The sequence below is a fragment of the Albidovulum sp. genome (genome assembly GCF_008933605.1).
GTDB lineage: Bacteria > Pseudomonadota > Alphaproteobacteria > Rhodobacterales > Rhodobacteraceae > Albidovulum.
On sequence record NZ_WBUS01000014.1, the window covers coordinates 1 to 19,225 of the forward strand.

Annotated in this window: 15 protein-coding genes and 2 tRNA genes; 6 read left to right on the top strand and 11 right to left on the bottom strand. The window is 68.3% G+C overall.

The genetic code is table 11. The annotated features are described in order from the left end of the window. Together F9K34_RS03515 and F9K34_RS03520 are read right to left on the bottom strand one after the other, a co-directional pair. A partial coding sequence (locus tag F9K34_RS03515; RefSeq protein ID WP_291335425.1) for an AMIN domain-containing protein occupies positions 1 to 479 on the bottom strand: 479 nt, incomplete at its 3' end. Positions 480 to 533: 54 nt separating this feature from the next. After that, positions 534 to 1,676 carry a pyridoxal phosphate-dependent aminotransferase gene (locus F9K34_RS03520; protein ID WP_291335427.1) on the bottom strand — a complete coding sequence of 381 codons (1,143 nt, stop codon included), beginning with the start codon at positions 1,674 to 1,676 and terminating at the stop codon, positions 534 to 536. Between the two features lie 169 nt (positions 1,677 to 1,845). Between F9K34_RS03520 and F9K34_RS03525 the strand changes: the two genes are divergently transcribed. The 3 genes from F9K34_RS03525 to F9K34_RS03535 all read left to right on the top strand — a co-directional run bounded on the left by F9K34_RS03525 (position 1,846) and on the right by F9K34_RS03535 (position 5,943). Continuing rightward, positions 1,846 to 2,586, top strand: a complete 741-nt coding sequence (locus F9K34_RS03525) for a DsbA family protein (RefSeq protein ID WP_291335429.1) — start codon at positions 1,846 to 1,848, stop codon at positions 2,584 to 2,586. An 80-nt stretch (positions 2,587 to 2,666) separates the two neighbouring features. After that, the gene (locus F9K34_RS03530; protein ID WP_291335431.1) at positions 2,667 to 3,818 is read left to right on the top strand and encodes a low temperature requirement protein A; all 1,152 of its coding nucleotides are present in this window, start codon (positions 2,667 to 2,669) and stop codon (positions 3,816 to 3,818) included. Between the two features lie 91 nt (positions 3,819 to 3,909). Next, on the top strand, positions 3,910 to 5,943 hold the full coding sequence (locus F9K34_RS03535) for an ASKHA domain-containing protein (protein ID WP_291335433.1): 2,034 nt from the start codon (positions 3,910 to 3,912) through the stop codon (positions 5,941 to 5,943). A gap of 3 nt (positions 5,944 to 5,946) precedes the next feature. On the opposite strand, the gene F9K34_RS03540 is transcribed toward F9K34_RS03535, so the two are convergent. The 5 genes from F9K34_RS03540 to hemA all read right to left on the bottom strand — a co-directional run bounded on the left by F9K34_RS03540 (position 5,947) and on the right by hemA (position 12,702). Then, entirely contained in the window at positions 5,947 to 7,032 is a 1,086-nt protein-coding gene (locus F9K34_RS03540) for a CaiB/BaiF CoA transferase family protein (RefSeq protein ID WP_291335436.1), read from the bottom strand. Then, positions 7,029 to 8,840 (bottom strand): ABC-F family ATP-binding cassette domain-containing protein, encoded by a 1,812-nt coding sequence (locus tag F9K34_RS03545; RefSeq protein ID WP_291335438.1) that lies wholly within the window; start codon positions 8,838 to 8,840, stop codon positions 7,029 to 7,031. The genes F9K34_RS03540 and F9K34_RS03545 overlap by 4 nt, the downstream gene beginning before the upstream one ends. A gap of 91 nt (positions 8,841 to 8,931) precedes the next feature. Beyond that, positions 8,932 to 10,053 (bottom strand): flavodoxin-dependent (E)-4-hydroxy-3-methylbut-2-enyl-diphosphate synthase, encoded by a 1,122-nt coding sequence (gene ispG / locus F9K34_RS03550; RefSeq protein ID WP_291335439.1) that lies wholly within the window; start codon positions 10,051 to 10,053, stop codon positions 8,932 to 8,934. A 70-nt stretch (positions 10,054 to 10,123) separates the two neighbouring features. Then, positions 10,124 to 11,368 (bottom strand): helix-turn-helix domain-containing protein, encoded by a 1,245-nt coding sequence (locus F9K34_RS03555; protein WP_291335442.1) that lies wholly within the window; start codon positions 11,366 to 11,368, stop codon positions 10,124 to 10,126. 110 nt (positions 11,369 to 11,478) lie between these two features. Next, positions 11,479 to 12,702, bottom strand: a complete 1,224-nt coding sequence (gene hemA, locus F9K34_RS03560) for a 5-aminolevulinate synthase (protein ID WP_291335444.1) — start codon at positions 12,700 to 12,702, stop codon at positions 11,479 to 11,481. Between the two features lie 199 nt (positions 12,703 to 12,901). Between hemA and F9K34_RS03565 the strand changes: the two genes are divergently transcribed. Together F9K34_RS03565 and F9K34_RS03570 are read left to right on the top strand one after the other, a co-directional pair. Continuing rightward, on the top strand, positions 12,902 to 14,269 hold the full coding sequence (locus F9K34_RS03565; RefSeq protein ID WP_291335446.1) for a M20/M25/M40 family metallo-hydrolase: 1,368 nt from the start codon (positions 12,902 to 12,904) through the stop codon (positions 14,267 to 14,269). 70 nt (positions 14,270 to 14,339) lie between these two features. Beyond that, positions 14,340 to 14,783, top strand: coding sequence for a GNAT family N-acetyltransferase (locus F9K34_RS03570; protein ID WP_291335448.1), 444 nt, complete (start codon positions 14,340 to 14,342; stop codon positions 14,781 to 14,783). Positions 14,784 to 14,832: 49 nt separating this feature from the next. Here the strand turns inward: F9K34_RS03570 and F9K34_RS03575 are convergent, their stop codons facing one another. The 4 genes from F9K34_RS03575 to F9K34_RS03590 form a co-directional block, all read right to left on the bottom strand. Beyond that, positions 14,833 to 15,054 (bottom strand): RND transporter, encoded by a 222-nt coding sequence (locus tag F9K34_RS03575; protein WP_291335450.1) that lies wholly within the window; start codon positions 15,052 to 15,054, stop codon positions 14,833 to 14,835. A 127-nt stretch (positions 15,055 to 15,181) separates the two neighbouring features. Continuing rightward, on the bottom strand, positions 15,182 to 15,457 hold the full coding sequence (locus F9K34_RS03580) for a DUF1344 domain-containing protein (protein ID WP_291335452.1): 276 nt from the start codon (positions 15,455 to 15,457) through the stop codon (positions 15,182 to 15,184). A gap of 275 nt (positions 15,458 to 15,732) precedes the next feature. Beyond that, positions 15,733 to 15,809, bottom strand: a tRNA-Asp gene (locus tag F9K34_RS03585). 43 nt (positions 15,810 to 15,852) lie between these two features. Then, a tRNA-Asp gene (locus F9K34_RS03590) sits at positions 15,853 to 15,929 on the bottom strand. Between the two features lie 484 nt (positions 15,930 to 16,413). Here F9K34_RS03590 and F9K34_RS03595 point away from each other — a divergent pair. Further along, positions 16,414 to 19,218 carry a calcium-binding protein gene (locus F9K34_RS03595; RefSeq protein WP_291335483.1) on the top strand — a complete coding sequence of 935 codons (2,805 nt, stop codon included), beginning with the start codon at positions 16,414 to 16,416 and terminating at the stop codon, positions 19,216 to 19,218. The last annotated feature ends 7 nt before the right edge of the window (positions 19,219 to 19,225 follow it).

The following is a 19,225-nucleotide window of genomic DNA, read 5'->3' on the forward strand; positions in this document are numbered from 1 at the left end:
GGCTTCGGAAGCGCCCAGCGCGCGACCTCGGGCGGGTCGGCGGCCGTCGCGGCGGCGAAAGCCGAGGGGTCCTCCGGCAGGAGCCGGACACGCACCTCGCCCTCGCCGCCGGCGCCGACCCGCTCTTCGGCGCTTGCGATCCGGTAGGGGCCGTCAAGCTCGGCCACGAGCCGCGACCAGCCGGACCGGACCGGCCCCCAGGCGAGCGCCCGCACCCGCCCGGACCGGTCGAGCGCCGCGGGGCGCGATGCGCCGAACGCGACCTCGGAGAAGTCGAGCACGAGCCGCGGCGGATCGTTCATGAGGAAGGCGCGGTAGGGCACGGCCTTGGAGATCGCGAGATCGAGCGCGATGCCCGCACCCTCGTCGGCCACGCGCGACGCCACCGGGTCGAGATGGGCGAGTGCGGTCAGGTCCGCCGCCCGCAGCGGCGCCGCCGCCATCACGGCGAGGCAAAGGAGGAGTGCCCGAAGCATCATGCGCCTGCCCGTTTTTCCGCGATGATAGGCCGGCGCGACCGCACGGCCCAAGCCCTAACCGCGCGCCGTCATGAACTCGTGAAGCCGCCGCAGCCCTTCCCGGATGTCGGCCGTGGACCGCGCGTAGGAAAACCGCAGGGTTCCCGCCCCCCGCACCGGGTCGAAGTCGAGCCCCGGTGTCACCGCGACCCCGGCCCGGTCGAGAATCTCGGCCGCGAAGGCGCGGCTGTCCGAGGTCAGGTCCGACACGTCGGCGTAGATGTAGAAGGCGCCATCGGGCGGCGCGATCCGCGTGAACCCCGCCTTCGGCAGTTCCGAGAGCATCAGCTGGCGGTTCTCGGCATAGACCCGGACATTGGCCTCGAGTTCGCCGGCGCAGTCGAGTGCGGCCAGCGCCGCGACCTGGCTCGCGTGCGGCGGGCAGATGAACATGTTCTGTGCCAGCCGCTCCACCACCCGCACATGCGCCTCCGGCACCACCATCCAGCCGATGCGCCAGCCGGTCATGGAGAAGTACTTGGAGAAGGAGTTGATCACATAGACCTCGTCCGTGACCTCGAGCGCGGTGACGGGACGCCGGTCGTAGTTCAGGCCGTGGTAGATCTCGTCCGAGATGAAGGCGAGCCCGCGCTCGGCGCTGAGCCCGGCGAGCCCCGCAAGCTCGTCGCGCCCCAGCATCGTGCCCGAAGGGTTCCCCGGCGAGGCGACGATCAGGCCCTGCACGCCCCGGGGTACCTCGGCGGGCACCGGCTGGTAGCGGTTCTCCGGCTTCGTCGGGATGCCCACGGGCGTGACCGACATCGCGCGCAGGATCTGCCGGTAGGACGGATAGCCGGGCTCGCCGAGCGCCACCCTGTCGCCGGCGTCGAAGAGCGCCGAGAAGGCGAGAAGGAACGCCCCCGAGGACCCCGCCGTCACGATCACCCGGGCGGAGTCGATCTCGACGCCGTAGCGCCCGGCGTAATGCCGCGCGATGCCCTGCCGCAGCGCCGGCAGGCCGAGCGCGACGGTGTAGCCGAGCGCATCCTGATCGAGCGCCCGGGCCAGCGCCGCCCGCGCCGCGGCGGGCGCCGGCGTCGAGGGCTGGCCCACTTCCATGTGAATGATGTTGCGGCCCGCCGCCTCGGCCGCGCGGGCGGCTTCCATGACATCCATCACAATGAAGGGATCGACCATCCCGCGGCTTGATGTGCGCATCGTTCCCTCTATGGTGGCGGCCGTTGACGGGGTCGTTCATTCCAGCCCGCGGCATCAAGGTCAATGGGCCGCACCGGTCCGGCCCGTGGATGCCGCGACGCCTGCGATGGCCGGCCCCGTCCTGTCCGATCCGGCGCGCCGCGGGCGTGCCCCCGATGAAAGGCCGCCGATGAAACTTGCCCCGCTCGCGCTCGCCGCGATGATCGCGACCCCCGCCGCCGCCTTCGACATGGCGAAGATGACGGAGGCCGAACGCGCCGCGTTCCGCGCCGAGGTCAGGGCCTATCTCCTGGACAACCCCGAGGTGCTCGCCGAGGCGATCGACGAATTGCAGAAGCGCCAGGTCGAGGCGGCCGCGCAGGGGGACGCGGCACTGGTGAAGGCCAATGCCACGGAAATCTTCGACGACGGCTTCTCCTTCGTCGGCGGCAACCCGGAGGGCAGCCTGACCGTCGTCGAGTTCATCGACTACCGCTGCGGCTACTGCAAGAAGGCCCATGCCGAGGTGGCCGAGCTCGTGACCTCGGACGGCGACATCCGCTATGTCGTCAAGGAATTCCCGATCCTCGGCGAACAGTCCGTGACCGCCTCGCGGTTTGCGATCGCCGCGCTCCAGTCGCTCGGCCGGGAGGCCTACGAGAAGATCAACGCGGGTTTCTACGAGGACTTCCGCGGCGACGTGACGGAGGACACGCTCCTGGCCTTCGCCGGGGATCTCGGGCTGGACGGGAAGGCGATCCTTGCGCGGATGGACGCGCCGGAGGTGACCAAGGTCATCGAGGCGAACCACCTTCTCGCGCAGCGGATGCAGATTTCCGGCACACCCACCTTCGTCATGGGCGGCCAGATGCTGCGCGGCTACGCACCGCTCGAGACGATGCGCGCCATTGTCGCCGGCGAACGCGGCTGAACCGGTCGGCCGGCGGCCATCTTGCCGTCGCGCCCCGTTGCGACGAACATCGGGCCCGGACCCACGCCCGGAGACGCCGCATGTCTGCCACGCTGATCGCCGTTCCCGCCCGCGACCCGCATGAGGAACACCGCGCGGCGACGACGCTCGAGCTTTTCTTCGATCTTGTCTCGGTCATCGCCATCGCAGCCGTGACGGCCGGGTTTCACCACGCGATCTCCGAGGGTCACGGAATCGAGGCGCTGCCGCGGTTCGTGTTCCTGTTCCTGGCGATCTGGTGGGCCTGGATGAACTTCACCTGGTTCGCGTCGGCCTTCGACAACGACGACGCGTTCTTCCGCATCCTGGTCATGGTCATCATGTGCGGCGAACTCGTCTTCGCCGGGGGCGCGGGCTACATCTTCGCGACGATGGACTTCAGCTTCGCTCTCGCCGGCTGGATCATCATGCGATTCGGCATGGTCACGCTCTGGCTGCGCGCCGCCTTCGGCAACCCGCGCTACCGCGCCACCGCGCTCTGCTACGCCGCCGGGATCACCCTGGCCCAGGCTGCATGGACGGCGACATATTCCGTGACCGCGCCGGGCTCGACCCTGTTCTACGCGCTCTCCGCCCTCTGCTTCCTCATAGAGTTCGCCACGCCGCCCGTGGCGGAATCGGTCAAGGCCACGCCCTTCCACCGCCACCACATCATCGAACGCTACGGGCTCCTGATGATCATCTCGCTCGGCGAGGTCGTGCTGTCGATCTCGCATGGCTTCGCCACCCTGTTCGGAGAACACCCCGCGCCGGCGGCGGCGGCGGTCTCGGCCGCGGCGCTCGTAATCGTCTTCTCCCTCTGGTGGGTCTATTTCTGCGAGAAGGAGCACCTGACCACCGTCCGGCAGCCGACCGCGATCATCTGGGGCTACGGACATGTCTTCATCTTCATGGCGACGGCTGCCGCAGGCGCCGCAATTGCCGCCTCGATCGACGTGGCGACCGGTCACGCGCATACCGCAAGCTCGGCGGTGTCGCGCTACCTCGGCATCAGCCTTGCCGTCTTCGCGGCGACGCTCTGGGTCGCGCGGGACCGGGTGACGGCATTGCCGCGTCACCTCATGCTGGCCCTGCCCGTCATGGCGGCCGCCTTCCTTGGCGCGGGCCTCGCGGGCGCGCCCGTCCCGGTCTTCGCCGCCCTTGCCGTCGCCATGGTGATCTGGCGCGCACCCGGCCGGACGAGCGGCCGCTGACGCCTCCTGACCCTTCCATGCCGCTTGCGGGACATTGCCCTTGACCGGAAAGGGCTTAGATAGGTCTGCGAACGGACGAAAAGGGCTTGCCATGGCCGACGATGCGCTGGTGATCTTCACGCCCTCGGGCAAGCGGGGGCGTTTTGCCGTCGGCACGCCGGTGCTGACCGCGGCACGCCAGCTCGGCGTCGATCTTGATTCCGTCTGCGGCGGGCGGGGCATCTGCTCCAAGTGCCAGATCACGCCCGGCTATGGCGAGTTTCCCAAGCACGGCCTGACCGTCACCTCCGATGCGCTGTCGGAATGGAACACCGTCGAGGAACGCTACGACCGCATCCGCGGCCTGAAGGAGGGCCGCCGGCTCGGCTGCCAGGCGAAGATCATGGGCGATGTCGTGATCGACGTGCCGCCGGAAAGCCAGGTCCACCGCCAGGTGATCCGCAAGTCGGCGACCGCGCGGACGATGACGATGGATCCGGCGACGCACGCCTATTACGTCGAGGTGGCCGAGCCCGACATGCACGAGCCGTCGGGCGATTTCCAGCGCCTCGCCGCCGCGCTGAAGGAGCAGTGGCAGATCGAGGGCCTCGCGGCCGACCCCTGGCTCCTGCGGCGGCTGCAACCGATCCTGCGGAAGGGCGAGTGGAAGGTCACGGTCATCCTGCACCGGGACCACCACGGCCGGCCCCGCATCCTCGACCTGCACCCCGGATTCTGGGAAGGCCGGCTCTACGGGCTGGCCATCGACCTCGGCTCCACCACCATCGCGGCGCATCTCTGCGACCTCAGGAACGGCAACGTGCTCGCCTCCTCGGGCCTCATGAACCCGCAGATCCGCTTCGGCGAGGACCTGATGAGCCGGGTGAGCTATGCGATGATGAACCCCGGCGGCGATGTCGAGATGACGCGGGCCGTGCGGCAGGCGATCGACGACCTCGCCCGCTCGATCGCGGCGGAGGCCAGCGTTGATCCGGCGCAGGTCGTCGAGACGGTCTTCGTCTGCAACCCGGTGATGCACCATCTTCTCCTCGGCATCGACCCGGTGGAGCTTGGCCAGGCCCCCTTCGCGCTCGCCACTTCGGAAAGCCTGTCGCTGCCCTCCCGCGACCTCGAACTTTCGGCGATCCACGAGAATGCCCGCATCTACGTCCTGCCCTGCATCGCCGGCCACGTGGGCGCGGATTGCGCCGCCGTGGCCCTGTCCGAGGAACCGAACAAGTCCGACGATATGGTGCTCATCGTTGACGTCGGCACGAATGCCGAGCTGCTGCTCGGCAACAAGGACCGGGTGCTCGCCTGTTCCTCCCCCACGGGACCCGCCTTCGAGGGGGCGCAGATCTCCTCCGGCCAGCGCGCGGCGCCCGGCGCCATCGAGCGGGTGGAGATCGCCCCCCTGACGAGGGAACCGCGCTTCCGCGTCATCGGCTGCGACCTCTGGTCGGACGATCCGGGCTTTGCCGCGGCAACCGCCCAGACCGGGATCACCGGGATCTGCGGTTCCGGCATCATCGAGGTGGTGGCCGAAATGCGCATGACGGGCATCGTCGACGCAAGCGGGCTGATCGGCTCCGCCGAGCAGACGGGCACACTGCGATGCGTGCCGCAGGGCCGGACCCACGCCTATGTCCTGCATGACGGCACCGCCGCGGGCGGGCCGCTGATCATGGTCACGCAGGGCGACATCCGCGCGATCCAGCTGGCGAAGTCGGCGCTCTACGCCGGTGCGCGGCTGCTGATGGACGAGCTTGGCATCGACCGGGTGGACCGCGTGGTGCTCGCCGGTGCGTTCGGCGCGCATATCTCGCCGAAGCACGCGATGGTGCTCGGCATGATCCCCGACTGCCCGCTCGACAAGGTCGCCTCGGCCGGCAATGCCGCGGGGACCGGCGCGCGCATCGCGCTGTGCAACATTTCCTCCCGCGCCGCGATCGAGGACGAGGTCAAGCGCATCCACAAGGTCGAAACCGCGATCGAGCCGCGCTTCCAGGAACATTTCGTCGCCGCCAACGCGATCCCGCACGCGAGCGACCCCTTCCCGGAACTGGCGGCAATCGTGACCCTGCCGGATGTCGCCTTCAACACCGCCGGTGGCGGCGAGGGCGGCCGAAAGCGCCGCCGCGGCTGACCGTCAGCCGCCCCACCGCGCGAGAAGCGCCCCGATCTCCAGAGGTTCGGACTGCGAGCCTGCTGCAATTTGTCCCGGCGTGCGCGACAGCCGCGGCGCCGGCGCGGGCTGGGTGACGCCATCGCGGGTCAGGTAGGTCGCCCGCGCCGCGTTGTGCGGGTGCTCGGGCGCCTCGGCCAGTGTCAGGACCGGCACCGCGCAGGCGTCCGACCCGGCGAAGACCGCCGCCCAGTCGTCCCGCGTCCGCTCCGCGATCCGCGCCGCCACCCGCGCCCGCGCCTCGGGCCAGCGGGCGCGGTCCATCTGCGCGGGCATCCCGGCCGCGTCGATCCCGGCGAGCCGCAGGAATTCGGACCAGAACTTCGCCTCGATCGCGCCCACCGCGAGGAACCCGCCATCCCGGCACGCGTAGCAGCGATAGAAGGGTGCCGCCCCGTCGAGAAGGTTTGCCTCGCGGGCGTCCGACCAGACCCCGCCGGCCGCCATCCCCTGGATCATCGCCATCAGATGCGCGGTGCCATCGGTGATCGCGGCGTCGACAACCTGCCCCTCGCCGGTCCGCGCGGCGTGGAGAAAGGCGCAGGCCATGCCGAAGGCGAGGTACATGCCGCCGCCGCCGAAATCGCCGAGAAGGTTCAGCGGCGGGACCGGCCGCTCCGCCGGCCCGATGGCATGAAGCGCGCCGGAAAGCGCGATGTAGGTGATGTCGTGTCCCGCCGTCTGCGCCAGCGGTCCGGATTGGCCCCAACCGGTCATCCGCCCATAGACGAGCCGCGGGTTCTCGGGAAAGTCCTCGGGCCCGAGGCCGAGCCGCTCCATCGCGCCGGGTCGCATCCCCTCGATCAGCCCGTCGGCGCGCGCGACCAGGCGCCGCGCCGCGGCCTTGCCCTCGTCCGACTTGAGGTCGAGAACGACAAACCCCCGGCCCCGGTTCAGGATGTCATAGTCCAGCCCGAGGAGATGCCGGTTTCCCGGCCGTTCGATGCGGACCACCTCGGCCCCCATGTCGGCGAGCGCCATCGCCGCGAAGGGCGTGGGCCCCAGCCCCGCGACCTCGACGATCCGCAGACCAGCCAGCGGGCCCCTCATGCGCTCGCCTTGTCTTCCAGCATCAACCATTCCTCCTCGGCCGCGGCCAGCGCCGCCTGCCGTTCGGCGAGCCCCTCGGAGGCACGGCGGAACTTTTCCGGCGCCTTCTGGAAGAGATCGGGGTCCGAAAGGAAATCCGTCAGCTTCCCGATCTCCGCCTCCAGCCGCTCGATGATCGCAGGGAGCGCCTCCAGCCGGTGTTTTTCAGTGAACGTAAGCCCTTGCGCGGCCTTCTTCGGCTTCGGTTCCGGCGCGACAGGCGTCCTGGTGGAGGGCTTGGCCACGGGCGCCGGCGCAGCTTCCGGCCGCTGCGCCTGGTAGTCCGTCCAGCCGCCGGCATAGACCGTCACCCGGCCCTCGCCCTCGAAGGCGACCGTCGTCGTCGCCACCCGGTCGATGAAGTCGCGGTCGTGGCTCACGAGCAGCACGGTCCCCACGTAATCGCCGAGGAGGTCCTGCAGGAGGTCGAGCGTCTCGACGTCGAGGTCGTTGGTCGGCTCGTCGAGCACCAGCAGGTTCGACGGCCTCGCCATGATCCGCGCCAGCAGGAGCCGCGCCCGCTCGCCGCCCGAGAGCGACCCGATCGGCGCCCGCGCCTGCGCCTCGTCGAAGAGGAAGTCCTTGAGATAGGCCACGACATGGCGCGGCTCCCCCCGCACCATGACCTGGTCGGAGCGGCCCGATACCTTCATCCCGGGGTCGTTGACGAGCCCGTCCCAGAGCGTCACGCCGAGGTCGAGCGTCGCCCGCGCCTGGTCGAAGACCGCGATCTCGAGGTTGGTGCCATGGCGCACCGTCCCGGTGTCGGGCGCGATCTCGCCGGTCAGGATCTTCAGGAGCGTGGTCTTTCCCGCCCCGTTCGGGCCGACGAAGGCCACCCGGTCGCCACGCAGGACCGTCAGGTCGAGCGGCCTGAGGATCGTCCGCGTGCCGAACGCCTTGGAAATGCCCTTCGCCTCGATCACGAGACGCCCCGAAACCTGCCCCGTCTCCAGTGCCATCCCGGCCGTGCCCTGCCGCCGGATCATCGCTGCCCGCTCGGCCCGCATCGCGGCGAGTTGCCGCACCCGCCCCTGGTTGCGCTTGCGCCGGGCCGAGATGCCCTCGACCGCCCAGCGCGCCTCGGCCCTGATCTTGCGGTCGAGCTTGTGGCGGGCGAGGTCCTCCTCGGCCCAGACCGCCTCGCGCCAGTCCTCGAAGGCCTCGAAGCCCCGCTCGTTGCGCCGGACCTCGCCGCGGTCGATCCAGAGCGTCGCCCGCGTCAGCGCGCGCAGGAAGGCGCGGTCGTGGCTGATGATGACATAGGCGGCGCGGGTGTCCCTCAGCCGCTCCTCGAGCCAGAGGGTCGCCGCGATGTCGAGATGGTTCGTCGGCTCGTCGAGCAGCATCAGCTCAGGCGCCTCGGCCAGCAGCTTTGCAAGCGCGGCGCGGCGCCGCTCGCCGCCGGACGCCGCCGCGACGGGCGTCGCGGGGTCGAACTTCAGCCCCTCGGCCACCACCGCGACGCGGTAGGTCTCGCCCTCCGGCAGGTCGGAGGCGGCGAAATCTCCGAGCGTTGCATGGGCCGAAAGGTCGGGCTCCTGCTCCATGTAGCCGACAGTCACGCCGGGCGGCAGCACCCGCTCGCCCCGGTCGGGCTCCACCAGCCCCGCCATCACCTTCATCAGCGTCGACTTGCCCGACCCATTGCGCCCGACAAGCGCCACGCGGTCTCCCGGCTGGATGGTGAGATCGAGCGTGTCGAAAAGCGGATTGCCGCCAAAGGTCAGCGAGACGCCGGACAGCTGGAGAAGAGGTGCGCGTGCCATGACGGCTGAGCTAATGCCGCGCCGCGACAGCGTCAACGTGCTTTCACCCCGGCTGAAATGCCCAAGGGGGGACGGGGCGGCTGCGCCCCGCCTACTCCGCCGCTGCCTTCGCGGCCTCCAGTTCGGCCGCACGCGCCTCGACCAGTTCGACGATGTGGTCGATCATCCGGTCGTTCGTCATCTTGTGGTCCTGCCGGCCGGCGAGATAGACCATGCCCGATCCCGCGCCGCCGCCGGTGAAGCCGATATCGGTCATCAGCGCCTCGCCCGGCCCGTTCACCACGCAGCCGATGATCGACAGGCTCATCGGCGTCTTGATGTGCTCGAGCCGCTTCTCCAGCGCCTCGACGGTCTTGATGACGTCGAAGCCCTGCCGCGCGCAGGAGGGGCAGGAGATGATCTGGACGCCACGGGTCCTGAGGCCCAGCGACTTCAGTATCTCGTAGCCGACCTTCACCTCCTCGACCGGATCGGCCGAGAGCGAGACGCGGATCGTGTCGCCGATCCCCAACCAGAGGAGGTTGCCGAGTCCGATGGCGGATTTCACCGTGCCGGACATGAGGCCCCCGGCCTCGGTGATGCCGAGATGGATGGGCGCGTCGGTGGCCTCCGCCAGTTGCTGATAGGCCGCCGCGGCGAGGAAGACGTCGGAGGCCTTGCAGGAAATCTTGAACGCGTGAAAGTCGTTGTCCTGCAGGAGCTTGATGTGATCGAGTCCGCTTTCCACCATCGCGTCCGGGCAGGGTTCGCCGTACTTGTCGAGCAGGTGCTTTTCAAGGCTGCCGGCATTGACGCCGATCCGGATCGAACAGCCGTGATCCTTCGCGGCCCTCACGACCTCGCGCACCCGATCGGCCGAGCCGATGTTGCCGGGATTGATCCTGAGGCAGGCGGCACCGGCCACGGCGGCCTCGATGGCGCGGCGATAGTGGAAATGGATATCGGCCACGACGGGAACCGGACTTTCGCGCACGATCTCCCGCAGGGCGCGGGTCGAGTCCTCGTCCGGTGTCGAGACGCGCACGATGTCGGCGCCCGCCGCCACCGCGCGCTGGACCTGTTCGACCGTCGCCTTCACGTCGGAGGTGATGGTGTTAGTCATCGTCTGCACCGTGATCGGCGCGTCGCCGCCCACGGGCACGTTGCCCACCATGATCCTGCGCGACTTCCGCCGGTCGATGTTCCGCCAGGGTCGGATCGGATTGTGCGTCATGTCAGCCTCGGCGCGCGTTCGGTCGGGCGATAGATAGACCCTGGGCGGCAGGACGGCAATCCGGGGCCGGCTACTCGCCTGCCGGTGCCGCGGGCTCGGCCGCGGGCACCACGCCGGCGGCATCGGCCACGGTGGTCGCGTATCGCGCGAGGTCGGCGTCGCTGTCCAGGTCGGCGACGGCGTACTTCCCGGTCAGCGCCTCGGGCGAGAGCACGAGGTTCTTCGTGACCGAGCCGCGGGACCCTGCCGGCCCGTAGGTCTGGCCGTTGACCGCGAAGTAGAGCGCGCCCGACTCGCCGACCCGCATGACCGGCGGCTCCTCGAGCTTGGGCAGCGCGTAGCGTTCGCCGGCATCGAGGATCTTCTCGAAGATGACGGTACCGTCTGCAGCCTGCACCCGGACCCAGGCGGGACGCACGGCGAGCAGTTCGACTTCGGGCGCATCGGCCGCCACGACCTGCACCGGCGTCTCGCCGAGGGCGGGCAGCGCCTCGGCCTCGGCCGGGGCCGGATCGGCCGCGGCGGTCGCCACGGGGATCGTGCCCACACTGCGCGGATCGATCGCCGCGATCGGACCGTCGCGCGCGACAAGCACCGGCACGTCGAGCGCCTGTGGCCGGTAGAGTCGGTCGAGCGCCTCGGGCGCGGGCGGAAGGGCGTCCTGCCCCGGCAGCGCGGCCAGCGCGACCTCGCCGGTATCCTGCTGCGCCGTCAGGGTTTGGCCGGCACCAGCTAGCGGATCGAGGTCGGCCACCACGCCCGGCGCCTGGTCGACGGGCGCGAGCGTGACCTTCTGCACCTCCTGCAGCACCGACCAGCCGCCGTAGCCGATGCCGCCGATCAGAAGGAGAAGCACGAGAATCGAGCCGATCGCCCCGGGCCTGATGCCCGACCAGATCGCCTCGCCGCGCGGCACGAAGCTCGCGTTCGGATTCGCCAGCGGATCGGCGTATTCGACCTTGCGGCGCGCCTTGACCGGCCCGGAGGCCGCGGCCGACATGCCGTGCGCCACGGTGAAGTCCGCCTCTTCGCAGAAGCGCCGGAACGTGGTTTCCGGGTCCATCCCGAGGTAGCGCGCGTAGGACCGCACATAGCCCGCGACGAAGCCGGGCGTCTCGAAGGCCGAGACATCGCAATTCTCGATCGCGGCGATGTAGCTCGCCTTGATCTTCAGTTCGCGCTGCACGTCGAGAAGCGATTTGGCCATCGTCGCGCGCTCGCCGCGCATCACGTCGCCGAGCCGCAGTTCGTAGTCGTCAAACCCCTTGGGTTTGTCCGTATCCTGCGTCGAAGGAGGACCCCTCCGCCCGATCATGCCCACTGCCCCGTGTCGAATTCCCCGACGGCCGACGATTCGCTTTGGCCGTGCCGTCCTATCGGTAAATCCATACCATAGGGCAAGACCGATTGCGACGGCGCAGGCCCTCAGGCGGTGAGTTCGGCGCGATTCAGCGCGCAATGTGCCCAGAGTTTGTCCATCGCCCGGACCAGCCGGTCGATGTCCTCGGGCGTGTGCACCGGCGAGGGCGTGAAGCGCAGCCTTTCGGTGCCGCGCGGCACGGTCGGGAAATTGATCGGCTGCACGTAGATTCCGTAGTGCTCCAGCAGCATGTCGGAGATCATCTTGCAGTGCACCGGATCGCCCACATGCACCGGCACGATATGGGTGCCGTGGTCGATGATCGGCAGGCCGAGCGCCTTCAGCCGCGTCTTGAGGATGCGGGCGTGCTCCTGCTGCTTGTCGCGCAGTTGCTGCGCCGACTTCACATGGCGGACGGAGGCCGCGGCCCCCGCCGCCACCGCCGGCGGCAGCGACGTGGTGAAGATGAAGCCCGGAGCGTAGGAGCGGATCGCGTCCACCATCTTTGCCGTCGAGGCGATGTAGCCCCCCATCACGCCAAAGGCCTTGGCGAGCGTCGCGTTGATGATGTCGATCCGGCCCATCAGCCCCAGCTTCTCGGCGACGCCGGCGCCGCGGGGCCCATACATGCCGACGGCATGAACCTCGTCGAGGTAGGTGAGCGCGCCGTACTCCCGCGCGGCATCGCAGATCGCCTCCATCGGGCAGATGTCGCCGTCCATCGAGTAGATCGACTCGAAGGCCACGAGCTTCGGCGCCTCCGGGTCCTCGGCCGCCATCAGGGCGCGCAGATGGGCCACGTCGTTGTGCCGGAAGATGCGCTTCTGGCCGCCGTTGCGCTTGATCCCCTCGATCATCGAGGCGTGGTTCAGCTCGTCCGAATAGATGATGAGGCCCGGGAAGAGCTTCGGCAGGGTCGACAGAGTCGCGTCGTTGGCGATGTAGGCCGAGGTGAAGACCAGCGCCGCCTCCTTGCGGTGCAGGTCCGCGATCTCGGCCTCCAGCCGCTTGTGATAGACAGTGGTGCCCGAGATGTTGCGCGTGCCGCCGGAGCCTGCGCCCGTCGCGTCGAGCGCCTCGTGCATCGCGGCGAGGACGGCCGGGTGCTGGCCCATGCCGAGGTAGTCGTTGCCGCACCAGACGGTGATTTCCTTCTCGGTCCCGTCGGGCCGCGTCCAGATCGCCTTCGGGAACTGCCCCTTGCGCCGCTCGATGTCGATGAAGGTGCGATAGCGGCCTTCGTCGTGCAGGCGCTGCAGCGCCTTGTCGAGCTGAGCTTCATAGTCCATCGCAGGTCTCCCGGCTGTCGTTCCGTGTCTTGGGACCTACGCCCCCTGTCCACAGGCTTCCTTGATAAAGATCAAAACCGTCCGGCGCGAGGGTACAATTTGACGCGCGGGCGCCAGACGGCTCACCGCGCCCCCCGCCGGTCTGGACAATGCCGGACACGCTGCTACCGTCCTGCCCGACACCCGGAGGAGCCCCCCCATGACCCTCGACGCCGTCCTGTCGCGCATCGACGAAACCCTGCCCGAAGCGATGGAGCGTCTCTTCGCGCTCCTGCGCATTCCGTCCATTTCCACCGATCCAGCCTTCAAGGCGGATTGCGCCAGGACCGCCGACTGGCTGGCCGAGGACCTGCGCGGTCTCGGGTTCGATGCCGCCGCGCGCCCGACGCCGGGCCATCCGATGGTGGTCGGCCACGGCGGGACGGGCGGGCGGCACCTTCTCTTCTACGGCCACTACGACGTGCAGCCGGTCGATCCGCTCGACCTCTGGCACCGCGACCCGTTCGACCCCGCGATCGAGGACACGCCGCACGGCCGGGTGATCCGTGCCCGCGGCGCCTCGGACGACAAGGGCCAGCTCATGACCTTCATCGAGGCCGCGCGCGCGTGGAAACACGTCCACGGCGCCCTGCCCGGTCGGCTCACCATCTTTCTCGAGGGCGAGGAGGAATCGGGCTCGCCCTCGCTCATCCCGTTCATGGAGACGCACCGCGAGGAACTGAAGGCCGACCTCGCGCTGATCTGCGATACCGGGCTTTTCGAGGGACAGCCGGCGATCACCACGATGCTGCGCGGGCTTCTCGGCGAAGAGATCACCATCACCGGCCCGAACAAGGACCTGCATTCCGGCTCCTACGGCGGCGCCGCGATGAATCCGATCCGGGTGCTGGCCAGGATCATCGCCTCGCTCCACGACGACGACGGGCGGATCACCGTGCCCGGCTTCTACGACGGGGTGCAGGAGTTGCCCGAGGCCGTGCGCGCCCAGTGGCAGGCGCTGGCCTTCGACTACGGGAAATACCTAGGCGACGTCGGCCTCTCGGTGCCTGCCGGCGAACACGACCGCACGCCGCTCGAGATGCTCTGGTCGCGGCCGACCTGCGAGGTGAACGGGATCTGGGGCGGCTATGCCGGCGCGGGCTTCAAGACCGTACTGCCGTCGCAGGCGCACGCCAAGATCTCGTTCCGGCTCGTTCCCGGGCAGGACCCACATCGCCTGCGCGACAACTTCCGCAATCACGTGCGCACCATGGTCCCCTTTGACTGCCAGGTGGCCTTCCACGAACACGCCGCGAGCGCGGCCGGCGTCATGGACATCGCCGACCCCGCCTTCGAGGCCGCGCGCAAGGCGCTGGGCGAGGAATGGGGCCGGCCTGCCGCCTACATCGGCTGCGGCGGCTCGATCCCGATCGCCGGCTATTTCCAGAAGATCCTCGGCATGGACGCGATGCTCATCGGCTTCGGCCAGGACGACGACCAGATCCACAGCCCCAACGAGAAGTACGACGTGGAAAGCTTCCACAAGGGCATCCGTTCCTGGGCGCGCATCCTCGCCGCGCTGCAATGATCCCGGGCGGCCATTTCTTCACCGACATCGCGCCAGGGGCCACCGCCGCGGCGCTGCCGGACTTCCTGCCATGACACTTACGATCCGCGATGCAACCCCCGACGACGAAGCCGGATGGCAGCGCCTCTGGGACGGCTACCTCGCCTTCTACGACGTCGCCCTCCCGCCCGGTGTCACCGCCGCCACCTGGGCGCGGCTCATGGACCCGGCCTCGCCCCTCAAGGCGCGCCTCGCGCTCCGGAGCGGCCGCATCGCCGGCTTCGCCATCCACCAGCACCACCCGTCAAGCTGGGTCGCGGGCGACGACTGCTACCTGGAAGACCTCTTCGTGGACGCCGAGGCGCGCGGCGCAGGCGTCGGCCGCGCGCTCATCGACGACCTGATCGCGCTGGCCCGCGCAAGGGGCTGGCACCGGCTCTACTGGCACACCGACGAAGCCAACGCCCGCGCCCGCGCGCTCTACGACAGCTACACGGCGAGCGACGGCCACATCCGCTACCGGATGCGGCTTTGACACCGGGGCCGGGGCTTCCCGGCTGTCGGGATGCCGCCGCGCGAGGCTCCTAGCCGCGGACCAGCGCCGTCCGCAGCAGCTTCGCCGCCAGCACCGCCCAGGGCATGGCATGCAGGAGAAGGTCGAGAATGTCGATCGGCCGGCTGAGCCTGCCCGCCGAGAGCATCGCCAGCTTTTCCCAGATATGCGGCTCGGGCACGAAGGGCGCGAGGCCGAGGGTCAGCGCCGCGACCACGGCGAGACTGAGGGGAATTCGGTCGAGGTAAGCCATCTTCCTGTCCTGCACTGCATGGTCCCGGCTTACCCCTTCGCGCCGTCCGCCGCAGCGGGACGATTTGGCGCGGATAGAAAAGGCAGCGGGGGCCCGAAGGCCCCCGCGCCGGTGCCGCGCGGCTCGGTCACTTGACGATGGTCACCGACACCACGTCCCGCGCATCTTTCGAAGCGCCCGCGTTGCTGGACTTGTCCCAAAGCACGCTGACCTTCTCGCCGACCTTCAGGCCGGGATCCTCGAAGGCGCCCGGCAGCATGTAGATCGTGCCATCCTCGAGCGTGAGCGTGTGCGCCTTCATGTCGAAGGACTTGATCATGCCGGTCGTCGCTTCGGAGGCATAGGCCACCGAGGTCGCGCCGAGCGCGGTCACGAGCACGAGGGGGAGAACTTGGAAACGCATCTGCGTCACTCCGTCTGAGGCCCCGCCAGCCCGGCAGGGCCACCTTGGGAAACCGTCCCGGTCCGTCGCGTCGGCGGGTCCGTTTCCGCCCGGCGGGCCGCGGTTTCATCGCGGAACATAGCCGGCGCTTCCGGTGCCGGAAGGGGGGGCGCACGCGGGGTTGATCGGCGGTGACGGGAGCGTGACGGATCGCGTGGCCGGATCGGCAATCCCTTGCCGGCAACCACATGCCCTGGGCCGGAATCGGCCGTCGCGCAACATCAACGGGAATTGAGTGGCGCGGTTGACGGGGCTCGAACCCGCGACCCCCGGCGTGACAGGCCGGTACTCTAACCGACTGAGCTACAACCGCGCATGGACCCCTTGAGGGGAACACTCGGGCGATCCGGGGCGGGTGGCGCGGTTGACGGGGCTCGAACCCGCGACCCCCGGCGTGACAGGCCGGTACTCTAACCGACTGAGCTACAACCGCGCATCCCCGCCCGGATCGCCGCCCGAGCGTGGAGCGTGTAATAGGCATCCCCGCCCCCCCCGTCAAGCGCGCCCGAGCAGATTCGGGCAGGGATTTTCTCGGCCGAAGGCGGCGGATTGCGGGGCGCGAGAGGCCCGGACTCCCGACATCATCGCTGCGGGCGACGCCGGCCCGGATCAACCTGCAACGAGGCCTTTTTTGCGTCCCGTTAATCTCTGTCCTAGACAGACGGCGCAAAGCCGATAGCCTGAATATAAATATTATCATCGAGGGGCACATGGCGGTTGGCGTTTTCACATTGAGCGGTCTTTTCGGGCCTTCCTGGCAAAGCCTGTCGAGGGAGGAATTGCGGCAAGCCGCCTCGGCATTCTTCCCTTATGGCACGACCGATCCGCAGCATTTTGTCGATCCCGCCCCCTACGACAAGATCCATATCGGCACCCCCGCGTCCGAACTCATCAATGGCAGTTCCGGGCGCGACTACATGTTGGGATCGGACGGAAACGACACGATCAGTGGCTATGCAGGCGACGATTTCATCAATGGCGGCGCCGGTGCCGATACGATTTCGGCAGGCGGTGGAAATGATGTAATCGTTTACGATCAGTACGATATCGGCGTTCACGGTGGTGCCGGGATAGATACACTGCTGGTGCAGGATGCCGGTCAGTTCTTTGCGGGTTCCACGACCCTCTATTCGATCGAGCGGATCATTCTGACCAACGGACTTCGGGACAATATCCAGTTCTCCCTGTTGCAGCTCAAGGCCGGCAGGGACGCGGAACTGCGAATCGATGGCGATGCGGGCGACATACTCGATTTCGCGACCACGCAAATAGCCGCTTTCCTCGGAAGCGTCGTAGAAAACGGAATTACCTATGACCGTTTCAGGATTGGCAACACCTCCTTCGGGGTTCAGCAGGGGATCATATTTCAGCAGGGCCTGGCCCCCAATTTTGTCAGTGCGGGCACCCTTGCTCTTGCCGAAGGTCAGACCTTTGTAACCGACCTTGCGGCGGTGGACGATACCGACACCGAAGGAGCCGGCCTGACCTATTCCATCGTCGGCGGCGCGGATGCCGGCAGTTTCACGATCGACGCCGTGAATGGCGCGTTGAACTTCTCCGTCACGCCCGACTTCGAGACGCCGGCAGACGCTGACGGAAACGGTCAATACGAGGTCGTCGTCCGTGTCACCGACTCCAGGGGGCTGGCGACCGACACGGGCCTGACCGTGGATGTGACGGACGTTCTCGACACTCCGGGGCCAACGCTGAATGGCCCCGGGGCCGTGACCGCAGCCGAGAACCAGACCTTCGTCAGCGATCTTTCGGCGCTGCACCTGACGGAAAGCGAAGGCAACGGACTGCTCTATGCGGTCGCCGGAGGGCCGGACGCGCTGCTCTTCGCGGTCGATCCGACGACCGGGGTCCTGTCCTTCGTCACGGCCCCGGACTTCGAGCATCCCCTCGATTCCGACGGCGACAACGTCTACTCGGTCGAGGTCACCGTCACCGACAGCGCCGGACTTTCATCAAGCGGAACGATCGCGGTCAGCGTGAGCGACGTCTTCGAGAACCAGGCCCCTGTCGTGGGCGGGCCATCGGCCCTATCGGTAAGCGAAAACAGCACGTTCGTCGTCGACATTACCGCAATCGACGATGCCGATGCCGAAGGCTCGGGCCTCTCCTACGCCATCGCCGGCGGCGCGGATGCCTCTCTCTTCGCGCTCGATCCGGCGACAGGCCATCTTGCCTTCCTCGCGGCGCCCGACTTCGAGGCCGCGTCGGACCAGGACGGCGACAACGTCTACGAACTCTCGGTTGAGGTCACCGATTCCGCAGGGCTCACCACGTCCCGTGACCTCATGGTGAACGTGACGGACCGCGCCGCGATGCAGTTCGTGTTCACCTCCGGCCAGTCCCTCTCGGTGGGCGTGACCCCGCTCCAGTCACAACAGGTCCTGACCACTGGCCCGGTGGACCCCGTGCATGCGCTTGCGCTCGATTTCGGCGTGAACAGCTACGTGAACCGGGGATGGTTGAACGTGCCGGTGGATGAAGGCAGATTCCGGGGTTTCCGGCCCTTGCAGGAATACGCGACCGAAACGCACGTATCCTCGATGATCGGACGGCTGGTGTCGGAGTATCAGGCGGCGGGCCTCGACAGCCCGGTCTTCACCCACGTCAATACGGGCGCGGGCGGCAAGTCGATCCTGCAGCTGATGACCCGCGCACAGGACGTCTTTGCCGACCTCACCACGGCGCTGTCGTCGACGGCGAACGATGACGTGTTCGCAATCGACAATGCCGACGGAACCTTCTCCTACTTCCGCAACGACGGCGGCGCGGGGCAGTTCTATCAGACGATGACGGGCCGGCCCGTCTTCTTCGACAATCTCGTCAGCCAGTTGCAGCTTGGCGTCACGGAGGCGCTGCGGCTTGGTTACGACCTGGCCGAGGACATCGTCCTGAACTTCATCCAGGGCCAGGGCGACCGGCCGCGAGGGGACATCCCCTACGGCTACGAGTTCCTTCTCGGCACCTACTTCGACCGGCTCGAGGCGGCGGTGGAATCGGTGCTCGGCAGCGCGGCCGACGTCATGGGGATTCTGTCGCAGCACCGCGGCTACTCCGACAAGGGGGTGGCCATCGACCAGATCCAGTTCGTCGAGAATCATCCGAACGTCGTCTTCGGCGCCCTCGAATACCAGTACGAGGCGCTCTATCCCGCGAGCGTCGGCGGCGATTACACGCACCTCAGTCCCGAAGGCTACTACATGATGGGTCAACGGCTCGGCGCCAACATCTTCGACGCGCTGGTGGGCCAGGAGAACGCGCCGATCATGATCTCGCAGGTCACCAAGGCCGCGAGCGACCAGTTGCTTGTCGACTTCAGCGGCGTCGACAACGCGCTGATGATCGACGACTCGATCTACGCGGCGGCGAACGGCCTGCACGCGCCCGAGAATCTCGGCTTCAGGCTCTACCGGACAGACGGCACGAACTCGAACTATCTTCCCAAGATCACGAGCGCCCAGATCGTCGATGCCGACACGATCCTGCTCCAGTTCGACCGCGATGTCGTCGGGCAGTTCCGGCTCTATCTTGGCCGGACGCAGGAGGATCTCCTCGATCCGGCATTCGGCACGCTGATCGGTTTCGGCGGAACGCCCTTGCGCGACACGGGATCGCTCGATGTCGCGCAGCCGAACGGCGGGGCGCCGCTCCTGGATGCGCATATCTACGAGCATGCGCCGATCCAGTACGTTTATCTCGACCTGGTCTGAGGTCATT